This is a genomic window from Geminicoccaceae bacterium, from assembly GCA_020638465.1.
GTDB lineage: Bacteria > Pseudomonadota > Alphaproteobacteria > Geminicoccales > Geminicoccaceae > JAGREO01.
Genome location: JACKIM010000002.1, coordinates 970,171 through 994,790, shown reverse-complemented (window position 1 = coordinate 994,790; position 24,620 = coordinate 970,171). Strand labels below are relative to the sequence as shown.

At 64.1% G+C, this 24,620-nt stretch carries 20 protein-coding genes and 1 tRNA gene; 12 read left to right on the top strand and 9 right to left on the bottom strand.

The genetic code is table 11. From position 1 onward, the window contains the following. Nucleotides 1–4 precede the first annotated feature (4 nt). On the top strand, nt 5–1,168 hold the full coding sequence (locus H6851_14940; protein ID MCB9944902.1) for a hypothetical protein: 1,164 nt from the start codon (nt 5–7) through the stop codon (nt 1,166–1,168). A 17-nt stretch (nt 1,169–1,185) separates the two neighbouring features. After that, nucleotides 1,186–2,025, top strand: coding sequence for a formylglycine-generating enzyme family protein (locus tag H6851_14935; protein MCB9944901.1), 840 nt, complete (start codon nt 1,186–1,188; stop codon nt 2,023–2,025). On the opposite strand, the gene H6851_14930 is transcribed toward H6851_14935, so the two are convergent. The 4 genes from H6851_14930 to murA form a co-directional block, all read right to left on the bottom strand. Further along, nucleotides 2,010–2,612, bottom strand: coding sequence for an alpha-ketoglutarate-dependent dioxygenase AlkB (locus tag H6851_14930; GenBank protein ID MCB9944900.1), 603 nt, complete (start codon nt 2,610–2,612; stop codon nt 2,010–2,012). The two genes, H6851_14935 and H6851_14930, sit on opposite strands and share 16 nt — an antisense overlap. Beyond that, nucleotides 2,609–3,820, bottom strand: coding sequence for a type II secretion system F family protein (locus H6851_14925; GenBank protein ID MCB9944899.1), 1,212 nt, complete (start codon nt 3,818–3,820; stop codon nt 2,609–2,611). Before H6851_14925 ends, H6851_14930 begins: the two co-directional genes overlap by 4 nt. A 6-nt stretch (nt 3,821–3,826) precedes the next feature. Continuing rightward, on the bottom strand, nt 3,827–5,566 hold the full coding sequence (locus tag H6851_14920; protein MCB9944898.1) for a type II/IV secretion system protein: 1,740 nt from the start codon (nt 5,564–5,566) through the stop codon (nt 3,827–3,829). Between the two features lie 424 nt (nt 5,567–5,990). After that, the gene (gene murA / locus H6851_14915) at nt 5,991–7,253 is read right to left on the bottom strand and encodes a UDP-N-acetylglucosamine 1-carboxyvinyltransferase (protein ID MCB9944897.1); all 1,263 of its coding nucleotides are present in this window, start codon (nt 7,251–7,253) and stop codon (nt 5,991–5,993) included. A 172-nt stretch (nt 7,254–7,425) separates the two neighbouring features. Here murA and H6851_14910 point away from each other — a divergent pair, with 172 nt between their 5' ends. Then, a complete protein-coding gene (locus tag H6851_14910; protein ID MCB9944896.1) occupies nt 7,426–8,724 on the top strand; it encodes an FAD-binding oxidoreductase in 1,299 nt (432 codons plus the stop codon). A gap of 62 nt (nt 8,725–8,786) precedes the next feature. Here the strand turns inward: H6851_14910 and H6851_14905 are convergent, their stop codons facing one another. After that, a complete protein-coding gene (locus tag H6851_14905; protein MCB9944895.1) occupies nt 8,787–9,290 on the bottom strand; it encodes a DUF2628 domain-containing protein in 504 nt (167 codons plus the stop codon). Between the two features lie 328 nt (nt 9,291–9,618). On the opposite strand from H6851_14905, the gene H6851_14900 reads away from it, so the two are divergent. Continuing rightward, nucleotides 9,619–10,701, top strand: a complete 1,083-nt coding sequence (locus H6851_14900) for an alkene reductase (GenBank protein MCB9944894.1) — start codon at nt 9,619–9,621, stop codon at nt 10,699–10,701. Nucleotides 10,702–10,761: 60 nt separating this feature from the next. Here H6851_14900 and H6851_14895 read toward each other — a convergent pair whose 3' ends face one another. Continuing rightward, complete coding sequence (locus H6851_14895) at nt 10,762–11,520, bottom strand: SDR family oxidoreductase (GenBank protein ID MCB9944893.1); 759 nt, start codon at nt 11,518–11,520, stop codon at nt 10,762–10,764. Continuing rightward, nucleotides 11,517–13,340: a glucans biosynthesis glucosyltransferase MdoH gene (gene mdoH / locus H6851_14890; protein ID MCB9944892.1), complete on the bottom strand. Its 1,824-nt coding sequence runs from the start codon at nt 13,338–13,340 to the stop codon at nt 11,517–11,519. The genes H6851_14895 and mdoH overlap by 4 nt, the downstream gene beginning before the upstream one ends. A gap of 267 nt (nt 13,341–13,607) precedes the next feature. Between mdoH and H6851_14885 the strand changes: the two genes are divergently transcribed. The 3 genes from H6851_14885 (at nt 13,608) to pcaB (ending at nt 16,674) form a co-directional block, all read left to right on the top strand. Next, nucleotides 13,608–14,351 carry an SDR family oxidoreductase gene (locus tag H6851_14885; GenBank protein MCB9944891.1) on the top strand — a complete coding sequence of 248 codons (744 nt, stop codon included), beginning with the start codon at nt 13,608–13,610 and terminating at the stop codon, nt 14,349–14,351. 199 nt (nt 14,352–14,550) lie between these two features. Further along, nucleotides 14,551–15,339 (top strand): 3-oxoadipate enol-lactonase, encoded by a 789-nt coding sequence (pcaD, locus tag H6851_14880; GenBank protein ID MCB9944890.1) that lies wholly within the window; start codon nt 14,551–14,553, stop codon nt 15,337–15,339. A 27-nt stretch (nt 15,340–15,366) separates the two neighbouring features. Further along, a complete protein-coding gene (gene pcaB, locus H6851_14875; protein ID MCB9944889.1) occupies nt 15,367–16,674 on the top strand; it encodes a 3-carboxy-cis,cis-muconate cycloisomerase in 1,308 nt (435 codons plus the stop codon). Between the two features lie 36 nt (nt 16,675–16,710). On the opposite strand, the gene H6851_14870 is transcribed toward pcaB, so the two are convergent. Continuing rightward, nucleotides 16,711–16,785, bottom strand: a tRNA-Val gene (locus tag H6851_14870). Nucleotides 16,786–17,020: 235 nt separating this feature from the next. On the opposite strand from H6851_14870, the gene H6851_14865 reads away from it, so the two are divergent. The 4 genes from H6851_14865 to dusB all read left to right on the top strand — a co-directional run bounded on the left by H6851_14865 (nt 17,021) and on the right by dusB (nt 21,692). Next, on the top strand, nt 17,021–17,806 hold the full coding sequence (locus H6851_14865) for a hypothetical protein (protein MCB9944888.1): 786 nt from the start codon (nt 17,021–17,023) through the stop codon (nt 17,804–17,806). A 145-nt stretch (nt 17,807–17,951) separates the two neighbouring features. After that, nucleotides 17,952–19,574, top strand: coding sequence for a fumarate hydratase (locus tag H6851_14860; GenBank protein ID MCB9944887.1), 1,623 nt, complete (start codon nt 17,952–17,954; stop codon nt 19,572–19,574). A 155-nt stretch (nt 19,575–19,729) separates the two neighbouring features. Beyond that, nucleotides 19,730–20,584, top strand: a complete 855-nt coding sequence (locus H6851_14855; protein ID MCB9944886.1) for a hypothetical protein — start codon at nt 19,730–19,732, stop codon at nt 20,582–20,584. Nucleotides 20,585–20,687: 103 nt separating this feature from the next. Beyond that, nucleotides 20,688–21,692: a tRNA dihydrouridine synthase DusB gene (dusB, locus tag H6851_14850; GenBank protein MCB9944885.1), complete on the top strand. Its 1,005-nt coding sequence runs from the start codon at nt 20,688–20,690 to the stop codon at nt 21,690–21,692. On the opposite strand, the gene H6851_14845 is transcribed toward dusB, so the two are convergent. Further along, the gene (locus H6851_14845; GenBank protein MCB9944884.1) at nt 21,661–22,176 is read right to left on the bottom strand and encodes a histidine phosphatase family protein; all 516 of its coding nucleotides are present in this window, start codon (nt 22,174–22,176) and stop codon (nt 21,661–21,663) included. The two genes, dusB and H6851_14845, sit on opposite strands and share 32 nt — an antisense overlap. 222 nt (nt 22,177–22,398) lie before the next feature. Here H6851_14845 and H6851_14840 point away from each other — a divergent pair, with 222 nt between their 5' ends. Next, the gene (locus H6851_14840; GenBank protein MCB9944883.1) at nt 22,399–24,591 is read left to right on the top strand and encodes an RNA degradosome polyphosphate kinase; all 2,193 of its coding nucleotides are present in this window, start codon (nt 22,399–22,401) and stop codon (nt 24,589–24,591) included. Nucleotides 24,592–24,620: the final 29 nt, after the last annotated feature.

Sequence of the window (24,620 nt, the reverse complement as noted above, 5' to 3'; positions counted from 1 at the left end):
TCGGATGTTCTATGATTTCTTCGACTTCCAGCGGCGCCAATGGGACACTTGGCTTGGCCTGGCGCGGCAGACGGGGGCCTTGCCGCCGCTGGTTGCCGCTCAGGCCGAACTGATCCGCCGCTCCATCGGCTCGTCGCGCCACGATGCGATGACGCTGGAGGATGCCGTCCGGCATGATCTGGCGGCACCTGTCGAAATTCAGGAACTGGCGTCGCCGTCTGCCTTCACCCGCCTGCTGGGCTTCAGGCGCGGTCGCGGGCAGCCGCGGGTGCTCTACGTTGCTCCCTATTCCGGGTACGCGACATCGGTGAGCAGTGCCCTGGTCGCTTCGCTTGGAGATGTCATCGTCACGGACTGGGTGGATGCAAGAAACGTCCCGCTTTCCGACGGGCCTTTCGGTCTCGACCAGCAGGTGCGGCTGGTAGCCGGGCTTGTCGCCGGCATGGATTCGTCTCCGATCCTTGTCGGTCTTTCGCAGTCGGGACCGGCCGTTCTTGCCGGATGCCTGCTCGCCCATTCCCAAGGATGTGCGCTGCCCGCCGGCATCATCCTGCTCGGTTCGCCGGTCGATACACGTGGAAGCGCCGGTTCGATCCAGCTGTGGCTGGACATGTTGCCCAAGGGGGCACTGGAGAATCAGGTGGTGGCCACGGTCTCCGACAGGTTTCCCGGTGCCGGACGGAAGGTCTATCCCGGTCTCTGCCAGCTCATGGCCTATGCGGCCGCCAATCCCGCAGGCTATTTCCAGACTCAGGCTGGCCTCTGGGGAGAACTGATGTCGGGCGTCAGCGGGCCCTATGAGCGCATGCATGACGACATGCACCGCTTGATCGATGTGCCGGGCGAGCTGTTCTGCGACATGATATCGCGGGTGTTGCGGCGATCGGAACTCGCCTGCGGCACGATGAGGGTTGACGGCGTGACCATCGATCTCCGGCAGCTTGCGGATGTGCCGCTGCTGACCGTGGAGGCGCGCATGGACGAACTGGTGGGTAAGGGGCAGACCCATGCGCTCCACGAGCTCGCTGCTACGGCGGAGCGACATGATCCGGCGCGCGTGCGGCTCGACATCGACGGCGGTCACGAAGCACTGTTCGTCGGCCCCGACTTCGTCCGGGATGTTGTCCCGACTCTGCAGGCGTTCATTGCCGCGATCCACCCCTCGTGAATGGGAGTGCCGGACGGATAAGGATCGGCGGAGGGCGGGTGGCCGTCGGTACCCGCAAGCCGATGTTCCCCGGCGATGGAGAGGGACCTCCCCGGTTCGTTCGCATTCGCGATTTCTTCATCGAGGATGTGACGGTCACGAATCGTCGGTTTGCGTCTTTCGTCGATGAAACCGGCTACGAGACTGATTCCGAGCGCTTCGGATGGTCGTTCGTGTTTGTCGGCCTGCTGCCCGATGGCTTCCCTCCGACAACAGCCGCGGTTCAGGTGCCGTGGTGGCGGCGCGTCGACGGGGCGTCATGGAAACGGCCTCTGGGGCCGGGCTCGGATGTCGCCGGGGTCATGGAGCATCCGGTGACGCATGTCTCGTGGAACGATGCGATGGCCTTTGCCGGCTGGGCAGGTGGCCGCTTGCTGGGCGAGGCCGAATGGGAAGTGGCGGCCCGAGGCGGTCTTGCCGATCCCGTCTATCCCTGGGGCGACCGCGCGCCCGATGATGTCGGGTTCCTGCCATGCAATATCTGGCAGGGACGTTTCCCCTACGAGAACAGTGCAGCCGATGGCTGGGTGGCGACGGCACCGGTCCGCAGCTTCGAACCGAACGGCCTTGGCCTCTACAACATGGTTGGCAATGTCTGGGAGTGGTGTGCCGACAGCTTTCGCGTCCGCTCGCTGTCGCGTACCGGCCGCAAGCGCGATGCCGAGGCCCGCGCGGAGGGCGAGAGACTGATGAAGGGCGGTTCCTTCATGTGTCACGACAGCTACTGCCATCGCTACAGGATTGCCGCCCGCACGGGGCGCAGTCCCGACAGTGCCGCAAGCCATACGGGGTTCCGCATCGGCTACGATGCCGGCTGATCCGCACGACGCACCGCTGACGGCAGGATGGTGCGAAAGGTCAGGTTGATTCGGGGTGCGACAGGTCTTGTCGTCCTGGCGATACGGTGCAGCCAGTAGCGCTGGGTCGTCCCGCGCATGACGAGGCAGGACCCGCTGTCAAGTTCGCATTCGCACTTCAGGGCGCGATCGTGACGATGCTTCATCACGAAGCGCCTCGTCCCACCGAAGGATATCGACACGATGACCGGGTCCGGGCCGAGTTCCGGCTCGTCATCGGCATGCCAGCCCATGCCGTCGCGTCCGTCACGGTAGAGATTGGCCAATACACTGTTGAGTGTCGTCCCGGCGAGACATTCTGCAATCCTCAGCAATTCGGCGAGGTCATCGGTCAACGGTCGTGGAGGATGGTCGATGCCGCTGTAGCGATAGCCATGCGCGCCGTACCAGGCGGTCAGCCGGGGAACGGCCACCCATCGACCCATGATCCGCAGCCGCTCCTGCTGCCAGTCCGTGCTGTCGGCAAGGCGATCAAACCACTGCTGAGCCGTTACCGGATCGAAGACCTTCTCGATCAGCTCGACATCTCCGTCCCGAGGCAGCTTCAAATGGCGAGCTCGTTGACCGTGAGCACGGCATTGAGCACCGAGATCACGATGCCGCCGACCGCCAGTCCGAGGGTCACCACAAGGAGCGGTTCGAGCAGCGAGACAAGCCGGGTCGTGCGGTTGACGATGCGGGTCTCCAGCTGGTCGGCGAGATAGCCCGACAGTTCGGCCAGCCGTCCGCTTTCCTCGCCCGTGCGGAACAGCCGCAGTCCGATCGGTACGACGAATTCCTCATCCTTGAGAGCATCGGCCAGCCGCCGTCCCTGGCGGATCTGGCCCAGCGTGCGGGCCAGCGACTCCTGCACGACACTGTTGGCGATGATCTCCCGGCTCATGGCAATGGCCGCAGGCAGGTCAAGGCCGCCTGCCAGCAGGGTCGAAAGGCTGCGTGCAAGCTGCGATGTCGCCCGTTCCCGGCTGATGGTTCCGATCAGCGGCAGCGACAATGCGAGGCGATCGAAGAGCGGACGGGCTATCCCGGTCTGGAGCGTCACCAGCAGGCCCAGCAGGGCGACTGCACCGATGACGAACGCGATCCGTCCATTTTCCTCGATCCAGGACGACAACCCGATGATCCACCGGGTGCTGGCGGGCAGCTTGTCCATGGCATTGGCGAAAAGCGGTGTGAATTGCGGCACCACATAGCCCATCAGGAGGGCAATCGATGCGAGGGCAACCACCGTCAGGATGAGGGGGTAGGTGAGGGCGGCAACCAATTTGCGCCGCACATCGGCCTCGCGTTCCTGCAGCGTGGCGACGTCGGCAAGTGCACCATGCAGGCGGCCGGTCGCCTCGCCGGCACGGACCATCCCGACATAAAGCCGCGAGAACTGGCGCGGCTCGGCCGCAAGCGCACTGCTGAAGGGCTCGCCGCTGCGGACCTTGCCCAGAACCCGTCCCAGCGCTGCGGCGAGCTTGCGGTCGCCACTGTCGTCAATCACGAGGGCAAGGGCCCGTTCGATGGGTTCGCCTGCCCTGAGCAACGTGGAAAGTTCACGGGTGAATGTGGTGACATGCTGGCTCGCCCGTGCGGAAGGCTGGATGGCACCCATGCCGCCGGCATCGCGTACGACCGTCGGCTCGGCCTCGATGGGGATGAGCCCATCGGCCTGGAGGCGCTGGATCGCCGCCTTGCGGTCGAACGCCTCGATTTCCCCGCTGATCCGTTCGCCATTCGCGGTGAGCGCCTTGTAGGCGAAACTCGGCATCGCTGGTCAGACCTCCTCGGTCACCCGGCAGATTTCCTCGAAGGTGGTCGCACCTTCGATGGCCTTGCGCGCGCCGTCCTGGAACATGGTCGTCATGCCGCTGTCCAGTGCCGATTTCAGAATGTCCTGGCTGGATGCGCGGTCGCGGATCAACTGGCGGACCGCATCGTCGACCACGAGCAGTTCGAAGATGCCGATCCGGCCGACAAAACCGATCTCGTTGCAACTGCGGCAGCCGACTGCCCGGTACAGGGTCAGATTGTCCGGCAGGGCGAATTCCGCGCGCGAGAGCACCGTCCGCTCCATCTCGGAAGCGGGATAGGCTTCACGGCAGTGCGGGCACAAGCGGCCCACCAGACGCTGGCCCACGACCGAGCGCAGCACCGACGCCAGCAGATAGGGCTCGACCCCCATGTCGAGCAGGCGCGCGACGGCGCCGGCGGCGCTGTTGGTATGCAGTGTGGTCAGGAGCAGATGGCCGGTGAGGGCCGCGTGCACCGCGATTTCGGCAGTCTCGCTGTCGCGGGTCTCGCCGACCATGATGACATTGGGATCATGGCGCACGACCGAGCGCAGGATCCGGGCAAAGGTGAGGTCGATCTCCGGGCGTACCTGGATCTGGGTAACACCGGCAATCTGGTATTCGACCGGGTCTTCGATGCTGATGATCTTGTCCCGGACTGCGTCGAGTTGCCGCAGCCCGGCATAGAGTGTCGTCGTCTTGCCGCTGCCGGTCGGACCCGTGACAAGGATCATGCCATGCGGTGCGGCGAGCTGTTCGCGAAGAATCGCCTCGCGTGTGGCGTCAAGGCCGATGCTGGCGAGATCGACACTGTCCCCCGATGTATCGAGCAGGCGCAGGACAAGGCTTTCACCGTGCATGGTGGGGATTGTCGCCACGCGCAGATCGATCCGCCTGTCGTCGAGATTGAGCTGGGTCCGGCCATCCTGCGGCAGCCGGCGTTCGGCGATGTCCAGCTTGGCCAGGATCTTGATGCGCGAAATGACGGCAGCAGCCAGCCGCGCTGGCGGAGCGCTGATCTCGCGCAGCCGGCCATGTACCCGGTAACGGACCTGCAGGTGATCCTGATAGGGCTCGATGTGGATGTCGGAAGCGCCCATGGCCAGTGCATCGCCGAGCAACTGGTTGACCAGCCGCACGACCGGCGCTTCCTTGGCCTGGTCGATCAGGTGTTCGAGGGAATCGTCCTGATTGGCGACGGCATCCTCGATGCCGCCGACGATTTCCTTGATGGCCGCATCGCCGCTTTCGAAGAATTTCGCATAGGTCGCACGCAGGTCCGGTATCGCCGCCGCCACGGGCACGATCTGGCATTCACTGGCAAGGCGTGCCGCCTGGACGGTGGCCTCATCGGCCGGATCGGCCATGCCCAGCCACACGGTATCGTCTTCGCGCGCCAGCGGCAGCACCCAGCGTTGGCGCAGGAACCTGCTGGAAAAGACCTCCGGAAGAATGGGCGTGTCGGGATAATCGTCCGGGTTCGCGATCTGCAGGCCGTAATGACCGGCCATGAGCTTCATCCACTCGTCACCAGGCAGCAGGCCGAGGCGGTCGAGCACGGCCGGCAGGGGCTCGCGACTCGCCTGCGATTCCGCAATTGCCCGATCTCCATCCTCGCGCTGAATCCTGCCACGTTCGATCAGCAGTGCCAGGGCCGGATGGTTGCGCGGCGAGGGCGCACGCTTTTGTTCGTTGACCCGCTTGGGCCGGAATAGCTGGAGCATCGGCTAAAGGGCCATCCGGTGGAAGTTTCCGACATGCGCAACATTGACACCTGCCGGGATGAAGCCTCCCGTCCCTGTGCCGTCAGGGGTGGGGCCGAATCCGGCAGCAAGGACCAGAGGAGCGCTCCTGCCCCACGTCGGCACGATCCGGTCAGGACAGGTGAGACGGACACGGGTATCGATGATCGGAAAACCTGGCATCGTTTCTCGCGCAAATTGTCGGACAAGGCGGAACGTGGGGGGTAGTATAAAACAGGGGTTGCATGTCGCACAGTCCCCTCGGCGAATTCGTGAGCCATGCACCCTCGCAAGGACACGGTCGGGTGGCTCGAACCGGCATTGCCTGTGGCACCGGTCCGGTCCCGCGCGTCAGCGATGGCTGGTGTCGGCAGTCATGCCGGCACCCTGTTTGCGGCATGGCCTTTCACGCGAGCCGTTCGACCGTGGCACCGACATGGGCGAGCTTGCGTTCGAGATTCTCGTAGCCCCGATCGAGATGATAGATGCGGTTCAACTCGGTCTGGCCGTCGGCGGCGAGTGCTGCGATCACCAGCGATACCGAGGCGCGCAGATCGGTGGCCATGACCGGGGCGGCCTTCAGCCTGCCAACGCCGCGCACAAGTGCGGAGTTTCCCTGAACGGTGATATTTGCGCCCATGCGCATCAATTCGGGAACATGCATGAAACGGTTTTCGAAAATCGTCTCGGTGATCATCGCGGCACCGTCTGCAACGCACATGAGCGCCATGAACTGGGCCTGCAGGTCGGTAGCGAAGCCGGGAAAGGGCTGCGTCATGACATCGGTTCCGTGCAGGCCATTGGCCCGGCTCGCACGCACGCCCGTGGCGGTCGTTTCGAGCTTCACGCCAGCTCTTGCGAGGCTCTCCTCCGCCCCTCCGAACAGGTCGATGCGCATGCCCGCAAGTTCGACATCGCCACCGGTGACTGCTGCCGCCATGGCATAGGTGCCTGCCTCGATGCGGTCGGGCAGGATGGCATGCGTTGCCCCGTGCAGCCGGTCCCGGCCTTCGACGGTGATGGTCTCGCTGCCGGCACCGGAAATTTCCGCGCCCATCGCCCGAAGGCAGGCAGCGAGGTCGACAATCTCCGGTTCGCGGGCGGCATTGCCGATGACCGTGCGTCCATGTGCCATCGTCGCCGCCATCAGCAGGTTCTCCGTGGCTCCCACCGACGGCATGGCAAGGCAGATTTCCGCTCCTCTTAGCCCGCCTTCGGCGCGGGCATGGACATAGCCGTCGGCAAGCTCGATCCGGGCGCCCATGCGTTCGAAACCCGAGAGATGAAGATCGATCGGGCGGGTGCCGATGGCGCAGCCGCCCGGCAGGGATACCCTTGCCTCGTGCTCGCGTGCGAGCAGCGGTCCGAGCACCAGCACCGATGCCCGCATCTTGCGGACCAGATCATAAGGTGCAACGCTGCTCATCACCTTGTTGCAACAAATTTCGATGGTTCCGGGCTCGCCCGCTGCGTGGCGGGTTTCAACGCCGAGGACCTGAAGGAGGCGTAGCATCGAGGTGATGTCGGCCAGATCGGGAACGTTCTCAAGGCGAACGGGTTCGTCCGTCAGGATCGTGGTGGCCAGGATGGGCAGCGCCGCGTTCTTGGCGCCGCTGATCGGAATCGAACCTCGAAGAGGATTGCCGCCGCGGATCAGAATCCTGTCCATGCCGAACTCCGTTGATTTATGCAAATGGAGACGGATACAACCATCGCGCACATCTGCGACGTTCCGTCATCCACAACCGAGGGATATTTTTGCGTCGGTAGATTATTTTTTTGAATTAATCAACTGTTGAGGGAAGAGCCTTGTTTGCAACAATCGGAAGAGATCGGCACGGATGGCCGGACGGGATGATGTGACCTACGACGAAACTCCGTTCTATCGCGATACCGCCGGCCCCATTCCCGGCCGCCCGTTCCTTGAAGGCGATGTCCGTGCCGATGTGGCCATCGTCGGTGGTGGCTATACCGGGCTCGCGGCTGCCCTGCATCTGGCATGCGACGAATTCGATGCCGTTCTGCTGGAGGCCGGCGAGATCGGTAGCGGTGCCTCGGGCCGCAATGGCGGGCAGGTCGGCACGGGCCAGCGGCGTCCCGTCGAGGAACTGGAGCGACGTTACGGTCCGGCGCACGCCCGGCAGTTGTGGGATCTGTCGGAGGAGGCCAGGGGACTGGTCATGCGCCTGATCGCCGACCACGCCATCGACTGTCACCCGCGACCGGGCATCATCGATGCAGCCCACAAGCGCCGCTATCTCGATGCGTACCGCCGCCATGTCGACCACATGCGCGATGTGTATGGCTATAACGGGCTGACTTATGTCGAGGGAGACGACTTCCGGCAGCGGGTCGCCAGTCCCGATTTCCACGGCGGCATCGTCGATTCGGGCGCCCTCCATCTCCATCCGCTGCGCTATGCCCTCGGTCTCGCGCGCGCCGCCGAACGGTCGGGTGCAAGATTGTTCGCCGGCAGTCGCGTCGAGCGGATCGGGCAGGAGGGCAAGGTAACGCTCGAAACGGCCTCGGGAACCGTAACTGCGGATCATGCGATCATCGCCTGCAATGGCTATCTCGGCCATCTTCAACCGGCACTCGCACGCAAGATCCTGCCGATCAACAATTTCATCATTGCCACCGAACCGCTGGGCGAGGCTGGTGCGCGAGCGCTGATTGCCGGCCTCGAGGCCGTCTGTGACAGCCGCTGGGTCGTCAATTACCTGCGATTTTCCAGCGATTACCGTCTCGTGTTCGGTGGCGGCGAGACCTATGGGATGAAATTCCCGGATGATATTCGGACGTTTGTCAGACCCCACATGCTGGAGATATTCCCGCAATTGGCCGATGTTCGCATCGACTATGGCTGGGGCGGCACCGTCGGGATCACGCCCGTTCGGCTGCCATGCTTCATGAAGGTGGGGAATCGTGTCTGGGCGGCGGGCGGCTTCTCCGGCCATGGTATTTCGATCGGCACGCTGGCCGGCGCCATCCTCGCCGAGGCGATCGGTGGCAGGCTGAGCCGGTTCGACATCATGGCACGCATCGACGTTCCCGACTTTCCCGGCGGTACCCGCTTGCGCCACCCGTTGCTGGTCCTGGCCATGCTCTGGGGCAGGCTCCGGGACCGCCTGGGCGTCTGACGCGCCGGCGTCAGTGGCGGGAGGAGCCCGCGGGGCGCAAGCATCGGGATGTCCTCCCGGCGTCAGCCGGTGGCCAATGACCCGGCGAGGTTGAGAACGGATTGAACGACGACCAGAGCGACGCACGCATACGCGGCCATCGGACTCGTTCCCCCTTCGGTACGCAGGCACTTTTCCTGCTCCAGAACCGAGTCCGAAACCTTGCGCGCCCTGCTGGCGCAACGCTGGAAATGCTGCAGATAGGCGCCGTTGGCCAAAAGACCGCTGGTCAGCATCGCCGCCGCCACCAGCGTCAGCAACAGCCAGTGCGGCCAGCCACGGGCATGAGCGATCCAGACGAACTGGAGCCAGCCGATCCAGGTCAGCGCCGATACGAACATCCGGCGATAGGCGAACCAGACCGGACCGAGCAATGCAGCATGGGCGTTCCAGCTTGTACGCTTGCCGCGCCACATCATGACCCGCCAGCTTTCATCGTAGAAGCTTGCGTTGGGACCGACGAAAGTCCGCGCTTCATCAATGGCGATGTCTTCCTCGTTCAGTTCCGTCATGGTCGAAATCGACATGCCATATCCTCGTCTCTGTGCTTTTCAGTCCCGTCAATCGTGCTCGATGATGACTTAGCCGGATCGAAGTCCTTAATGCAATCCCGACGTTCCTCCTTAACCAGGACCTTGAAATTTTCTGGTACTCACGTGTGGTATGGCCGGTAAGTATCATGCCGCCGTGGTGCAGGGTGGGAGGGGACGGGCACAAAGGACGCAACGAAGGGCCCCGCCGCCGGCAAGCGTCCGAAAAGACCTTGGCTCCCATGGCTTTTGCTATAGGTTCAGGTCGGCATCCGGCACCGGAGCACTCACTATTGAAAGAACCAGCGTCGAGGATCTGCCTTTCATGACCAGTCAATTGTTCTCGCCTGTTGTCGTTGGCGATCTGGAGTTGCCAAACAGGATCGTAATGGCACCTCTTACGCGCAATCGTGCCCATCTCGATGGCGACACTCCGGGCGAATTGCACGAGACCTACTATGCCCAGCGCGCCAGTGCCGGCCTCATCATCACCGAAGGCGCCCAGATTTCCGCCGAAGGAAAGGGCTACTATCGCACGCCCGGCATTTACACCGACACACAGGTCGCGGCCTGGAAGCGGGTAACCGACGCCGTGCATGCGCGCGGCGGGCGGATCTTCTGCCAGCTCTGGCATGTGGGGCGGATTTCCCATGTCTCGCTTCAGCCTGACGGGCAGCAGCCGGTGGCACCTTCGGCCATCCGCGCACAGACCAAGACCTTCATTGCCGATGGCTTTGTCGATGTTTCCGGGCCGCGCGCGCTCCGAATCGAGGAAATGCCGCGCATCGTCAGCGATTTCGCCCATGCGGCGCGTTGCGCGAAGGAGGCTGGTTTCGATGGCGTCGAGATCCATTCGGCCAATGGCTATCTGCTCGACCAGTTCCTGCGCGAATCGACAAATCAGCGTACCGACGGCTATGGCGGTACGGTCGAGAACCGTACCCGCCTGGTCAGGGAGGTCATCGACGCCATCGTCGATGCCTGGGCACCGGGGCGTGTCGGCATTCGCTTCAGCCCGTTCTCCCACGCCAACAATGTGGAATTGGGCAACGCCATGGAGACCTTCCTCAGCGCCATCGGGCATGCCGACAGGGCGGGGCTCGCCTATGTCCATCTGGTCGAGGGGGAAACCGGCGGCGAACGCACCATGTCAACCGACGACATAGCGCGCCTGCGAGCCGCGTTCAGCGGTCCCTACATGGCCAACAACGGCTACGACCGGGCGATGGCGACCGCTGCGGTCCAGGAAGGCCGCGCCGACCTGATCTGCATGGGCCGGCCCTTCATTGCCAATCCGGATCTGGTTGAACGGATGAAAGCCAATGCCCCGTTGAACGTGCCCGACCAGGGGACCTTCTATGGTGGCGGAGCGGAAGGCTATACCGACTACCCCACCCTTGATGCATGAGGCGGGCATCCCGGCAGGCTTTCCCTCATCCAGTATCCTTTACCTGCACCGGAAGGTGTGTCAGCTGCTCATGATACCGCCATCGACATTGATGATCTGGCCGGTAACGTAGCTCGATGCTTCGCTGCAGAGGAAATCGATCACGGTCGCGCATTCGCGGGGGCGACCGCGACGCTTGAGCGGGATTTCAGCCAGCATCTTGGCCGCCCGCCCCTCGTCGGACCAGATATGGTCCGGCATCGGCGTATCGATGTGGCCGGGTGCCAGGCCATTGACCAGCGTCCCGGGCGCCAATCTGCGGGCCAGCGAACGCACCAGCCCGGTGATCCCCCCCTTGGCCGCCGAATAGGCCGTGTGGTCGAAGGCGCCGCGCCGGAAGGCCAGCGAGCTGATGAACACCATGCGTGTTGTCTCGCCGACATCGAGACGCGGGACAAGGGCGGTCGTCATGTGGAAGGCATTGTGAAGGTTGGCGGCCATGACCTGATCGTAGACCCGTTCGGGATGGTCGTCGAAGTTCTCCGGTTTGAAAATGCCCGCAAGATGGATGAAGGCATAGACCGGGCGATCCAAGGTTTCGAGGGCGGCCCGGCATGCCTCCGGCGTATCGATGGTCGAAGCGGCCCAGGTGACGTCCCCCTTCCGGTCCGCCATCTCCCCCAGCTCCCTCGCCTGTGCCAGCAACGGTTCCCTTGCGACGTCGATGAGGTGCAGACTTGCTCCCTTGGTGGCGAGAAGCCGGCAGGTCTCCCTGCCTATCCCCCCCGCCGCACCGGAAACGACGAAGCACTTTCCCTGATATTCCCCGTTATCGATCATGCTGCCTGCTTGCCCGTTTCTAGTTCGAGACGGCCTGCATGCGCCGGCAGTTGTGGTTTGGCAAGTCCCGATGCCGTAACGGTTGCCGCCTGAGCCAGTTCTTCAGGTGTGGCACAAATGCGATACCGGGCCAGCAGGGCACCGAAGGAGCGCCGGCTGGTCAGCCAGGCGAAGGGAATGGCGAGCAGCAGGCCGACGAGCACCGGAGAGGCCCAGGGCAGAACCGCGGGCGCGAAAACCGCCAGCAGGCCGGCCATGGCCAGCCCCACCAGCGTCTGCGGCCACAGACCCCGCAAAGCCTCCATGAACGACAGTTCATAGACGGAGCGCCGCTGGGCGTCCCAGCGGATCGTCCGTCCTCGCGCCAGTCCGACCAGGAAGACGGTCTGCGACACGGCCATGATCGGCCCCAGGAACAACGAGAAGAAGGTCTCGATGACGGCAGAAGACAGGATGGCCCGGGTTCCGCCATAGGCGCGGCGACGGCTGCCGTTCATCAGGACATCCACCAGACCCGCGATTTTCGGTGTGAAATTGACGGCCATCATCATGGCGAACAGGACGATGCCGAGACCGAGCTGCATCGACCCTTGAGCGGAACTGCCCATGACCGACGTCCAGATCACCTGCGCGACCCCGGCGAACATGAACAGCAGCCATGCCGGGCTGGCGACATACATCAAGATCGCCAGCACGAGTTGCAGGCGCCCCATGGGCAGGAATCCGTCGCGGCCGATCAGGCGCAGATACTGCATGTTGCCCTGGCACCAGCGCAGGTCGCGCTTGATGAAGTCCTGCAAGGTGGGAGGATTTTCCTCGTAGCTACCGTCCTCGACCGGCAGGACGTGAATGCGGTAGCCCGCGGCGCGCATCATTGCCGCCTCGACCTGGTCGTGGCTCAGGACCATGCCGCCCATGGGCGGTTTGCCCGGCAGCGTCGGCAGGCGGCAATGGTCGATAAAGGCTTTGGTGCGCAGGATGCCGTTATGTCCCCAGTAGGGACCGGCATCGCCCTGCCACCAGGCGCTACCGGTGGTGTAGGCGCGCATGCCGTGACGCATGCCGAGCTGGAAGATCCGGGCAAAGGCACTGTTGTTCGGCAAACCGACGATCAGCGGCTGGACGACGCCGAGCTGCTCGTCATCGTCCATCATCCGCACCAGATCGCGCACGAGGTCGGCGCTCATCGAACTGTCGGCGTCAAGGACGAGGAAATAGTCGAACTCGTGGCCGCGCCGCTCCAGGAATTCCCAGATATTGCCGGTCTTGTGGTTGGTATTGTGCAGCCGGCGACGATATTCGACACGCGAGGAATCGGGGGTCTCCTGTTTCCAGCGATCGAAGAACCGGTTCTCGGAAGCCGCGATCACGTCGTCCCGTGTGTCCGAGAGCACGGCATAGTCGAAGAGGTGACGATCGGGCGTCGCGGCAAGTTCGCCTTCCAGGGCGCGGAGATGCCCGAACACACGATGCGGTTCCTCGTCATGGACAACCATGAGGATGGCGGTACGGCCGCGCAAGGGGCGACTGCGGTCGATGCGCGCGAGAGGCGGGCAGGCGGCAGCGACAGGGTCTCGGGCCAGCCGCAGCATGGCAAAGCCGATGATGGCGTTCCAGAAGCCGATCATCGTCCAGGGCAGGGTCAGTGCGAAGGTCGCGAGCATGACGACGTCGAAGCCGTTGATGCCGTCACCGCCCAGAATGGCGGCCAGCAGGGCCATCGCCAGCAACGATGAGCCCATGACGAGGAACGCGAACAACCCGCGGCGGGCAGCAAGGTCCGGCGCACGCGAAAGCGTGCTGGTTTCGGTCGGCGTCAAATGCGTTTTCTCCCGTAACGGCCATGCATGCTGCATATGCGTTTCGCGCTTGCAGCATGCATGGGATATAGGTCAATTTTCTTGTATTCCAGTCTGATGACGTTGGGCAGGGCGTGATATTTCGTCATCTGGCTGCAATACATGCCCTTGGAGTACGCATGTTTTGCTATTTCTACGGATATTACCCGGTATATTGTCATTGACCATGACTGAGTTCGACTTTTAGGTTTGCTTTCGTCAAAGACCTTCACGATGACTGGAACGAGGATGTCGGAGCTGTTCTCATTGTCGGGAATGCGTGCGCTGGTGACGGGCGGGGCGAGCGGCATCGGTCTGGCCATCGCCGAAGGGCTCCAGCAGGCCGGCGCGACGGTGGCGATCACCGTCCACAACCGCAGGCCCTCCGGCCGGCAGCGGTTCGCCGCGGTGATCGAGACCGATCTGGGCTCGCTGGATGCGGGCGGTGCGGCCGGGCTTGTGGAACGGACGGTGAACGAGCTGGGCGGGCTGGACATCCTCGTCAACAATGCCGGCATCATCCTGCGCGATGCCGCCACCGAGTATTCGCAGGACGACTGGCGCAAGGTGATGCAGGTCAACCTCGACGCAGCCTGGTACCTGTCGCAGGCCGCCGGCCGGCAGATGCTCGCCCATGGCGGCGGCCGGATCGTCAATGTCGCTTCGGTCCTGAGCGAACAGGGCGGGCTGTTCGTGCCCGCCTATACCGCGAGCAAGCACGCGATCGCGGGAATCACCAAGGCCCTGGCGAATGAATGGGCGGACAAGGGCGTGAACGTCAACGCCATCGCTCCCGGCTACACGATCACCACCAACACCCAGGCCATCCGCGAGGATGAGGAACGGGCGCGATCGCTCCTCGCCCGCATACCGGCCGGCCGATTCGCCGAGGCGAAGGAAATGGCCGGAGCCGCGGTCTTCTTCTGTTCGCCGGCCGCAAGCTATTGCCATGGCGCGTTTCTGGCCGTCGACGGTGGCTGGCTCGCCCGTTAGCCGCCGGCAGGATGTCCGGTTCGGCGCCGGATCATCGCGGCCATCGCCCCTGCACGGAATGTGCAGGTGAGCGACGGGACCGTTTCTTCCCCACCTGTGGATCGCACGGGCTTGAGCCTCCATGGACTTGGTGCGATAACGCCCGTCGCTGTCTCCCGCGGCAAGCCTTGCCGGAGACCGCGACAGGGGAAGAAACGGCATGGCTTTTACCAGTCCGGATGGATGGACGGTCCATTTCGAACATAGGGCAGGAACGGGGCGGCCGATCGTGCTGGCCAATTCGCTCGGTACGGATTTTCGTGTCTGGGACGGCCTGTTGCCGATGCTGCCCGGCGGACACCCCATCCTTCGCTACGACAAGCGCGGCCATGGCCTGAGTGATCTCGTCGACCGGCCCCTGACCATCGACGGGCTCGCCGACGATCTCGCCTCCTTGATGGATGAACGCGGGGTCAAGGGCGCGCTCGTCATCGGCCTGTCCATCGGCGGCATGATCGCCCAGTCGCTGGCCGCACGCCGGCGCGATCTCGTCGAGGCGGTGGTGTTGATGGACACGGCACACCGCATCGGCACGCCGGAGATGTGGGAGCAGCGGATCGCCACGGTTCGCCGGGACGGTCTCGAACCCATGGTCCAGACGATCCTCGAACGCTGGTTCACGCCGGTCTTCCACGCCGCCCGCAAGGCCGACCTCGCCGGCTGGCGCAACATGGTGACGCGAACCTCCGCGGAGGGCTATGTGCGCTGCTGCGAGGCCATCCGCGATGCCGACCTGACCCGTTCGACCCGTGCGCTGCAACTTCCGGCCCTGTGCCTGGTGGGGCGCGAGGATGGCTCGACGCCGGTCGGGCTGGTCGAGGAACTGTCCTCACTGATTGAAGGTGCACAGTTCGGGATCATCGACGGGGCAGGGCACCTGCCGTGTGTCGAGCAACCCGAGGCGACGGCGGCTCTCGTCAATCGCTTCATCAAGGATCGGCTGGGATGAACGGGACCGGGTCCTGCCGCCGGGGCCATGGCTGAATCCGGCCTGCTTCAGGCCCTGTTGCGCGAGAACATCGTGAGCCATATCCTCGGCGACGATGCCATCCTCCGCGCCATGGTCGAAACGGAGGCGGCCCTGGCGTCGGTCCAGGGGCAGCTGGGGCTGATTCCACGGTCCGCGGCACACCGGGTCGCCCGCGCGCTGTCCGGCTTTGCCGCCGACCCGTCGACGATCGCCGATGGCATGCGCAGGGACGGCGTGCCGGTACCGGCGCTGGTCCGGGCACTGAGGCGGCATGTCGGCGGGGATGCCGCCGTGTGGGTCCATTTCGGTGCGACCTCGCAGGACATCCTCGACACCGCGCTGATGCTGTGTTTCCGCGATGCGCTTGCCCATGTCGACCTGCGCCTGCACAAGCTGATCGGGAGTCTTCGCAAGCTGGCGTGGACCCATCGCGACACGCCCATGGTCGCCCGTACCCGCTACCAGCAGGCCCAGCCGACCCTGTTCGGGCTCAAGGCGGCGAACTGGATGGTCGCCCATGTCCATCATCGCGAGCGGCTCGCGGAACTGCGCCCGAGGCTGCTCAACGTCCAGCTTTCCGGTGCTGCCGGCACGCTGTCGGCCATGGGCCGCGATGGCCTGGCTGTCGCGGCGGCCCTTGCGCGCCAGCTCGATCTCGGTTTCGAGCCCGCGCCCTGGCACACTCGCCGCGACGCGGTGCTCGAACTGGCTTCATGGTTCGCGCTCGTGACAGGCTCGCTGGGCAAGCTCGGCCAGGACCTGCTGCTGATGGCCCAGAACGAGGTGGGCGAAATCCGCGAGGCCGATGGTGGCGGATCGTCGGCCATGCCGCACAAATCCAACCCGGTCCGGTCCGAAACCCTGGTCACGCTGGCCCGGGTCAATGCCGGATCGCTCGGCACGATGCACCAGTCGGCCATCCAGGAGCACGAACGCGGCGGCGCCGGCTGGCAGCTCGAATGGCAGGAACTGCCGCGCATGGCCATGCATGCCGCGGCTGCCATCGAGCACGGTATCGTCCTGACCGGTTCGATGACAGTCGATACCGTCCGCATGCGGGCCAATCTCGACGCCACGCGCGGCATACTTGCCGGCGAGGCCGCCACCCTTGCCCTGTCGGCGCACATGGACCGCAATGAGGCGGAAACCATCGTCAAGGCCGCGATCCGGCGCACGCGCACGGACGGGGGCATGTTCTTCGAGCATCTGGAAAGGCTCACCGAAGCACCGGTGGACTGGAAGGCCCAGGCCGACCCGGCAAGGCAGCTCGAAAGCGCACGAACCATCCTGGACGCGGTACTCGCCGACGGCTGAACACCGCCCGGCACGGATCGTGATTTTCCGGAGAAATGGTGGGCGCGACAGGGATTGAACCTGTGACCCCTCGCGTGTGAAGCGAGTGCTCTCCCGCTGAGCTACGCGCCCGGACAGCTGCCGCTCACGGCCGCTGGCGAGTTGCTACTGCAAAGATGGCCGGGGATCAAGCGGTCCGGTGAAGGAAAGGCATCTTGTTGTACGGGATGAGGCGCAGGCGGACCCGCACTCTTATCGCGGCATGTACCTCCTTGTGCCCCTGTCGGGCCTGAGCGAAGTTTTTCAAGGCTGAATATAAGAAAATATTCCTTGACTCTCGCACTACCCTTGCATCATAACCTCCCCCATGTCCCACACCTCTCCCACACCCCCCATATTGCCGCGCAAACTCGCCGGCCGGGTCTTTCGCTGGGGCGCGCCTCGCTTCCTGAAGGTGTGCTGGCTGGTGGTGACCGGGCGGCGCGGGGTGCTGGCGGGGCCGCAGGTCCGGCTTGATGTGGCGGAGGTCGACGGGCTGGAACATCTGCCGCATGTGGCGGGTGTCCTGTCGGCGATGCGGGCGGGACTATCCCCACATGGCGGACATGGCCTCCGGGCGATCCTCCACCGTCTGCTGCTGTTCCACTCCCGCGACTGGTTCCGCCAGTTGCAGGACAACTCCCTGGCGCAATCCGTCGCATCGGCGGATGGTGCCGAAAGGGCATGGCTGGATCGTGCCGGACGCAGGGGAATGGGGAATGTCATCACCTCGCTGCTGAAGTCGGTGGCCAGAGGGATCGACGTGCCGGATGTCTGCCCGGTGCCATGGTCGCTCACGGAGGACACTCCCGGGGCGGCGAAACCCGCAAGGGCGAGGAAATCCCGCGGCGAGGAGGAAAGGCTCCGCGCCAGGGGACGGTCCCGCCTGCTGAAAAGTCTCCACGAGCATATCCTCGACGCGATGATGACGACCCCGCAGTCGGGAGCGTTTGCCATCTTCGCGCCGGACGAACTGCGCCTGATCCGCGCGCTTCCGCCCGGCGATTTCCCCGACCTGCCGCCGCCGCCTGTGCGGCCCGTGCCGGCGAGGCGGCCGCTGCCGGTCTGCAAACCCCACCCCGTGTTCGGAAAATCGCTCTCCGGCATCCCCTGACGCTTTCGCGCGAGCTGATTCTACAGTGAAAATGGTGAGGTTGGGACAGTCGGCCTCTGCCGCCAGTGCAACCGGCGAGTGGCGAGTGGTCGATCCGCCTGCTATGTTTCATCGGAGATGAGGAATATCGAGGGACGGGGTCATCATGCAGAACGGTTATTCACCTCTTTTCCAGCTGGGTCCGGACGAGACCGAGTATCGCAAGCTCGATGTCGGCGGGGTGACGACCGTCGAGGTGGACGGTGAAACGCTGGTCCGGGTCGACACCTCGGCGATCGAGGCACTGACCGAGGAAGCGTTCAAGGACATCCATCACCTGTTCCGCCCGGGACACCTGCAGCAGTTGCGCAACATTCTCGAAGACCCCGAGGCGTCGGGCAACGACCGGTTCGTGGCGCTCGAACTTCTGAAGAACGCGTCCATCGCCTCGGCGGGCGTGTTTCCGTCCTGCCAGGATACCGGCACGGCCATCATCGTCGGCAAGAAAGGGCATCGCGTTCTGACCGACGGCACGGATGCGGCGGCGATCTCCGGGGGCGTGGCCAATACCTATCTCACCCGCAACCTGCGCTACAGCCAGATGGCGCCGCTGGACATGTGGACGGAAAAGAACACGCGCAACAATCTGCCGGCACAGATCGACATCCTCGCGGAGAAGGGATCGGCCTACGAGTTCCTGTTCATCGCCAAGGGCGGCGGATCGGCCAACAAGACCTACCTGTATCAGGAGACCCGTCGGTTGCTCGACCCGGAGCGGATCGCGGCATTCTTCGACGAGAAGGTGCGCACGCTGGGGACGACGGCATGTCCGCCCTATCACCTGGCCATCGTCATCGGTGGCCTGTCCGCGGAACAGACGCTGAAGACGGTCAAGCTGGCGAGCTGCCGCTATTACGACACCCTTCCGACCACCGGCGACGAGACGGGGCGTGCGTTCCGCGACCTTGAGCTTGAGGAACAGATTCTCGAACTGACCCGGAACAACGGTATCGGTGCCCAGTTCGGCGGCAAGTATTTCTGTCATGACGTGCGCGTGATCCGGCTGCCGAGACATGGTGCGTCGCTGCCGGTGGGCGTGGGGGTTTCGTGCTCGGCCGACCGGCAGGTGAAGGCGAAGATCACGGCCGAGGGCGTGTTCATCGAGCGGCTGGAGACCGATCCGGCGAAATACCTGCCCGAGGCCGAGATCGATATCGGCGAGGCGGTGCGGATCGACCTCGACCGGCCCATGAGCGAGGTGACTGCCGAACTTTCGAAATATCCGGTCACGACGCCGGTGCTGCTCAGCGGGACGATGATCGTGGCCCGCGACATGGTGCATGCGGCGTTGTCCGACCGGATCCGGAATGGCGGGGAACTGCCCGACTACTTCAAGAAGCATCCGATCTACTATGCCGGGCCGGCCAAGACGCCCGAAGGGTATGCCTCGGGTTCGTTCGGACCGACGACTGCGGCGCGCATGGATCCCTATGTGGCGGAATTCCAGCCGCTGGGCGGGTCGCTGGTGACCCTGGCCAAGGGCAACCGCTCGGAGACGGTGCTGCATAGCTGCAAGCGCAATGGCGGGTTCTACCTGGCGACGGTCGGCGGTGCGGCCGCACGGGTGGGGCGCGACTATATCACCAAGGTGGAGCAGCTCGATTTCGCCGATTTCGGCATGGAGGCGGTATGGCGGATCGAGGTCCGCGATCTGCCGGCCTTCATCGTCATCGACGACAAGGGGAACGACTTCTTCCGCCAGCGCCAGCCGGCGGCGACGGGAGTGTGAACTGATAAGCTGTTGAGAGAACTTGCTTTCCTGCCTTAACGCTTCAAGGTTGATTTGAAGCATCATGATGTGGATGGAAGTCCGGGTGCGCCTTGACGCCCGGGCGACCACAGCCTAGCGCATCCTGAGGACAAGAACGATTGCGAGGGATGCTCATGCGTGTGCGCTCGACGATGGGAGCGGCTCTCCTGCTGGCGCTGGCCGGTTGCGGGGGTGGCGGCGGTGGTCATGGCGACAACGACGATTTCGTCTCGCCGGTCGATGCGGGGGATGTGCCGGACCTGGCCGGAGCGATTGCGGACGGGTCGGGTTTCGTGGCGCCGGCGCAAGCCACGGTGACGGGGCGCTCGTCGACCGTGGTGATCGAACAGGGCGGCTCGATCCGGATCCGGGTGCCGGGCGACACGCTGCAACGGTACTATACGCCGACCTCGACAGTCTCCAACATCGAGACCTACCAGTCCTACGATGCCAGCGACTTCCTCATCAAGAATACGGTGGGGCAGGGGTTCGGCGACAGTTTCGACCTCAACTATGTCAGCTTCGGTGTCTGGGCGGAGAGCGACGTCGCCGACCTGCTGATGGCCGATGACCCGCGGATCATCGATGCGGCGCCATTCTACATTGCCGTGCCGACCCCGCGCAACCAGATGCCGCTGACCGGTGCCGCCAGTTATCGTGGCGGGGTCCTCGGTGTCGAGACCGATGGCGACCGGATGAAGGCCGTCCTCGTCGGCTCGATCAATGCGCAGGCTGATTTCCTTCGTGGCAACATCTACGCCACGGCCACGCTCAAGGAGCGCGACGGCGGGGCATGGGGCACGGTGACGATGCCCGACATCGCCATCAACGGCACGAAGTTCTCGAGTGAGAACGTCACGGCGAGCACCGGCCACAAGGGCGAGGTCAGCGGTATCTTTGCGGGGCCGGATGCGCAGGAGATCGCGGGCACGATGGTCCTCAAGGGCGACACGACCGTTCGGGCATCCCTTGCCGCGCGGCAGTACTGACGGCTGCGGCCCGGGACCGGGAAGAAGCGCTCTGTCCCGTCTTTCGCGATGCGGCCGGTTGATGTCGCTCGCGGTCGTGGTTGCCCGGTGCTAGAAGGTGACCATGACTGTTGCCGACATCTTCATCGACGGGGTGGGAGCCCTGCCGCCTGTGCTGCTTGCGCCGATGAGCGGAGTTTCCGACCTGCCCTTCCGGCGGCTGGCCCGGCGCGGTTTCGGTGGCCTTATCTTTTCGGAGATGATCGCCGGAAGGGAAATGTTGCAGGGAACGGAGCAGTCGCTGCGCATGGCCCTGTTCGACGCCGATGAACCGCTGGCATCCCTGCAACTGGCCGGCCGCGACCCCAAGCTCATGGCCGATGCCGCGCGGCTGGCGGTCGATCTCGGCGCCCGGCTGGTCGACATCAATTTCGGTTGTCCAGTAAAAAAGGTGGTCAATGGCCTCGGCGGTTCCGCCCTCATGCGCGACGAGCCGCTTGCCGGTGCGATCCTGGATGCGGTGGTGCGCGCGGTCGACATTCCGGTGACCGTCAAGATGCGGCTCGGCTGGGACCGCGATCATCTCAACGCACCGGCGATTGCCCGCCGGGCGGAGCAGGCCGGCGTGCGCATGGTCACGGTCCACGGCCGAACCCGCGACCAGATGTACGAGGGGCGCGCCGACTGGGCGGCGGCCGCGAAAGTGCGAGAAGCGATATCATTGCCACTTGTCATCAATGGTGACATCGAGACTGCTGCCGATGCGCGAGAGGCAATGCGCCTGAGCGGTGCCGACGCGGTGATGATCGGCCGGACCACCTGCGGCCGGCCGTGGCATGCGCGCGCACTCGCCGACGCCCTTGCCGGCGGTCGCGAGGTCGAGCCGCTCCCACCCGACGAACAGGCGCGGCTGCTGATCGAGCATTATGACCTGCTGCTCGAATTTTACGGTGAAAATCGTGGAAAACGAATTGCCCGCAAGCATCTGCTCCGGGCCCTCGGCCGGCATGCCGGTGCCGCGGATATCGTCGCCAGGCTGGTGAGGCTCGACGATCCGCTTGCGGTGAGGCGACTTGTCGCCGACCATTTCGGCGAAGTCACGGATCCGCTTCGAGCTCGCGCGGCCTGATATAGTCCACGATCGTGCCACGTCCGATGGCGGCCCAGTCGCAGACGTCGAAATGCAGGCGCAGCAGGCCCCCCGTCGGGTACTTGGCGATCAGCTCGTCACGCAGCCGGCCGGGATGCGACAGGGCGCGGCCCGCCCGCTGCAAGCCCGGATTGTGGCCGACCACCATCAGGCGCGGGGCCGAATCGGGTTGCCGGACAATGATGTCGAGGATCTGCTCCTGTGAAGCCAGGTAGAGCGACCGCAGCATTTCAACTTGCGGATTCCTGTCCCATGACTCCACCAGCAGATCGAGCGTACGCCGGGTACGCGTCGCCGACGAGCAAAGCACCAGGTCGGGAACCCAGCTGCGGGCTGCCATGAGCCTGCCGAGGCTCTTCCCGGCGCGAATGCCGCGCGGAGCGAGATCGCGCAGGAAATCGTCCTGCCCCGCGATGTCCCAGCTCGATTTCACATGCCTCAGGAGAAAGAGTTCGAGTGTCATAATCGCAGACTTGTCATTGTCCCCGCATGACCGGACTTCTTCCCATCGGGTCATGCCTGTGTCATGGAAGGGTAGCATGACAACGTCATGCGGCTTTTGCTAGAATGCAATCTGATCCAAGGGAAAAATGACACGCAGAACCGTCTGCCCCGGCAGGACAACAGCCTTGGCGGTCTGTTCGGACGGACGTCTGTCGTGTGGTCGAGGATGAAGAACGGGCCGATGGACGACGAACACATTACCGAGATCGAGCGTGACGTGCTCGACGAGCAGGAACAGCGGGCGGTGACCGGAGGCCCTGCCGCGGAGCCCGAGCGGATCGCCGTGCGATCCGAGCATTTCATCAATCGCGAATTGTCCTGGCTCGCCTTCAATGAACGGGTGCTGGAAGAGGCGCTCAATTCCTCCCACCCCCTGCTGGAACGCCTGCGGTTCCTGTCCATCTCGGCCAGCAATCTCGACGAGTTCTACATGGTCCGCGTGGCCGGGCTGAAAGGGCTGATCCAGGCCGGCGTCACCACGATGAGCCAGGACGGGCTCATGCCCGCCGAACAGCTTCTCGCGATCAACACCCGAGCCGATGAGTTGATGCGCAGCCAGCAGGAATGCTGGCACGATCTTGTCAGGCAGATGGCCGCGATCAACATCGACGTGCTGTCGATCGACGCCATCGGCGGCGAGGACGCCGCCTGGCTCGAACAGTATTTCGCCGACGAGATCCTGCCGGTTCTCACGCCCATCGCCATCGACCCGGCGCACCCGTTCCCGTTCATCCCCAATTGCGGCATGGGGCTGGTAATGGAACTCGATCGGCCCAAGGGGGACTCCGTCACCGGCCTCGTCCTGCACCCCATCAAGCTCGAACGGTTCATCCGCCTGCCCGGTCCGGCCCTGCGGTTCGTGCGGATCGAGGATGTCATCCAGATGTTCCTCGAACACCTTTTCCCACGCTTCAAGGTCAGGGGAATAGGGTATTTCAGGGTGATCCGCGACAGCGACATCGAGATCGAGGAAGAGGCCGAGGATCTGGTCCGGCTCTATGAGACGCTGCTCAAGCGCCGCCGCCGCGGCCATGTGATCCGGCTTACCACCAATACCGAGATGCCGGCAGGCTTGCAGAACTTCCTCATCGACCAGCTCGATGTCGACAAGGCCGATGTATTCGCGCTCGATGGCATACTCGGGCTTGCCGATGTCAAGGCCATCATCACCAAGGAACGGCCGGACCTGATCTTCCAGCCCTATACGCCGCGTTTCCCCGAGCGGATCAAGGAGTTCGGCGGCGACTGCTTTGCGGCCATCCGGCAAAAGGACCTCATCATCCACCACCCCTACGAGAGCTTCGACGTGGTGGTGCAGTTCGTCCGGCAGGCCGCGCGCGATCCCAATGTGGTGGCGATCAAGCAGACGCTGTATCGTACAAGTGAAGACAGTCCCATCGTCGCGGCCCTGATCGAGGCGGCAGAGGCCGGCAAGTCGGTAACGGCCCTGGTCGAGCTCAAGGCGCGGTTCGACGAGGAACAGAACATCCGCTGGGCGCGCAATCTCGAACGTGCCGGCGTCCAGGTGGTGTTCGGTTTCATTTCGCTCAAGACCCATGCCAAGGTCTCGATGATCGTGCGCCGCGAACAGTTAGGACTGCGGACCTATGTTCATTTCGGCACGGGCAATTATCATCCGATCACCGCCCGTATCTACACCGACCTGTCGTTTTTCACCTGCGATCCGGCCCTGGGGCGTGATGCCGGCAAGGCCTTCAATTTCATGACCGGCTATGCCGAACCGCGGGATCTCGAATATCTCGCTATCGCACCGGTCAATCTGCGCGAAACCCTGCTGGGCCTGATCGATGCGGAGATCGAGCATGCGAAGGCGGGACGCAAGGCGGCGATCTGGGCCAAGATGAACTCGATCGTCGACGAGCAGATCATCCAGGCCCTTTATCGGGCCTCACAGTCGGGCGTGAAGATCGACCTCATCATTCGCGGAATCTGTTGCCTGCGCCCGGGCGTGCCGGGTCTCTCGGAGAATATCCGGGTGAAAAGCATCGTCGGAAGGTTTCTCGAACACAGCCGCATCGTCTGTTTCGGTGCCGGCCACGGCCTGCCGTCGAAGCAGGCCAAGGTGTTCATATCGTCGGCCGACTGGATGCAGCGCAACCTGTCGCGGCGGGTCGAGAGCCTCGTGCCGATCCTCAACGAAACCGTGCATCAGCAGGTCCTGCACCAGATCATGATCGCCAACATGAAGGACAAGGCGTCAAGCTGGCTGCTGCGTTCCGACGGGACCTACCACCGGGTGCGGCGCGACAGGAACTGCTTTTCCGCGCACACCTATTTCATGACCAATCCGAGCCTGTCCGGTCGGGGCAGTGCCCTGCGCAAGAAGCGGGTCACCCGGTTGCAGCTCTCGTGAGATACCTGTCGATGGAGCGGGCCATGCAT

Coding starts and splice junctions, on each gene's coding strand:
- H6851_14840 (MCB9944883.1), top strand. CDS start 22,399: ATGGACGACGAACACATTACCGAGATCGAGCGTGACGTGCTCGACGAG.
- H6851_14855 (MCB9944886.1), top strand. CDS start 19,730: ATGCGTGTGCGCTCGACGATGGGAGCGGCTCTCCTGCTGGCGCTGGCC.
- murA (MCB9944897.1), bottom strand. CDS start 7,253: ATGGACAGGATTCTGATCCGCGGCGGCAATCCTCTTCGAGGTTCGATT.
- H6851_14925 (MCB9944899.1), bottom strand. CDS start 3,820: ATGCCGAGTTTCGCCTACAAGGCGCTCACCGCGAATGGCGAACGGATC.
- H6851_14885 (MCB9944891.1), top strand. CDS start 13,608: ATGTCGGAGCTGTTCTCATTGTCGGGAATGCGTGCGCTGGTGACGGGC.
- H6851_14865 (MCB9944888.1), top strand. CDS start 17,021: ATGTCCCACACCTCTCCCACACCCCCCATATTGCCGCGCAAACTCGCC.
- pcaB (MCB9944889.1), top strand. CDS start 15,367: ATGGCTGAATCCGGCCTGCTTCAGGCCCTGTTGCGCGAGAACATCGTG.
- pcaD (MCB9944890.1), top strand. CDS start 14,551: ATGGCTTTTACCAGTCCGGATGGATGGACGGTCCATTTCGAACATAGG.
- H6851_14910 (MCB9944896.1), top strand. CDS start 7,426: ATGGCCGGACGGGATGATGTGACCTACGACGAAACTCCGTTCTATCGC.
- H6851_14845 (MCB9944884.1), bottom strand. CDS start 22,176: ATGACACTCGAACTCTTTCTCCTGAGGCATGTGAAATCGAGCTGGGAC.
- H6851_14900 (MCB9944894.1), top strand. CDS start 9,619: ATGACCAGTCAATTGTTCTCGCCTGTTGTCGTTGGCGATCTGGAGTTG.
- H6851_14905 (MCB9944895.1), bottom strand. CDS start 9,290: ATGTCGATTTCGACCATGACGGAACTGAACGAGGAAGACATCGCCATT.
- H6851_14895 (MCB9944893.1), bottom strand. CDS start 11,520: ATGATCGATAACGGGGAATATCAGGGAAAGTGCTTCGTCGTTTCCGGT.
- H6851_14860 (MCB9944887.1), top strand. CDS start 17,952: ATGCAGAACGGTTATTCACCTCTTTTCCAGCTGGGTCCGGACGAGACC.
- dusB (MCB9944885.1), top strand. CDS start 20,688: ATGACTGTTGCCGACATCTTCATCGACGGGGTGGGAGCCCTGCCGCCT.
- H6851_14920 (MCB9944898.1), bottom strand. CDS start 5,566: ATGCTCCAGCTATTCCGGCCCAAGCGGGTCAACGAACAAAAGCGTGCG.
- H6851_14940 (MCB9944902.1), top strand. CDS start 5: ATGTTCTATGATTTCTTCGACTTCCAGCGGCGCCAATGGGACACTTGG.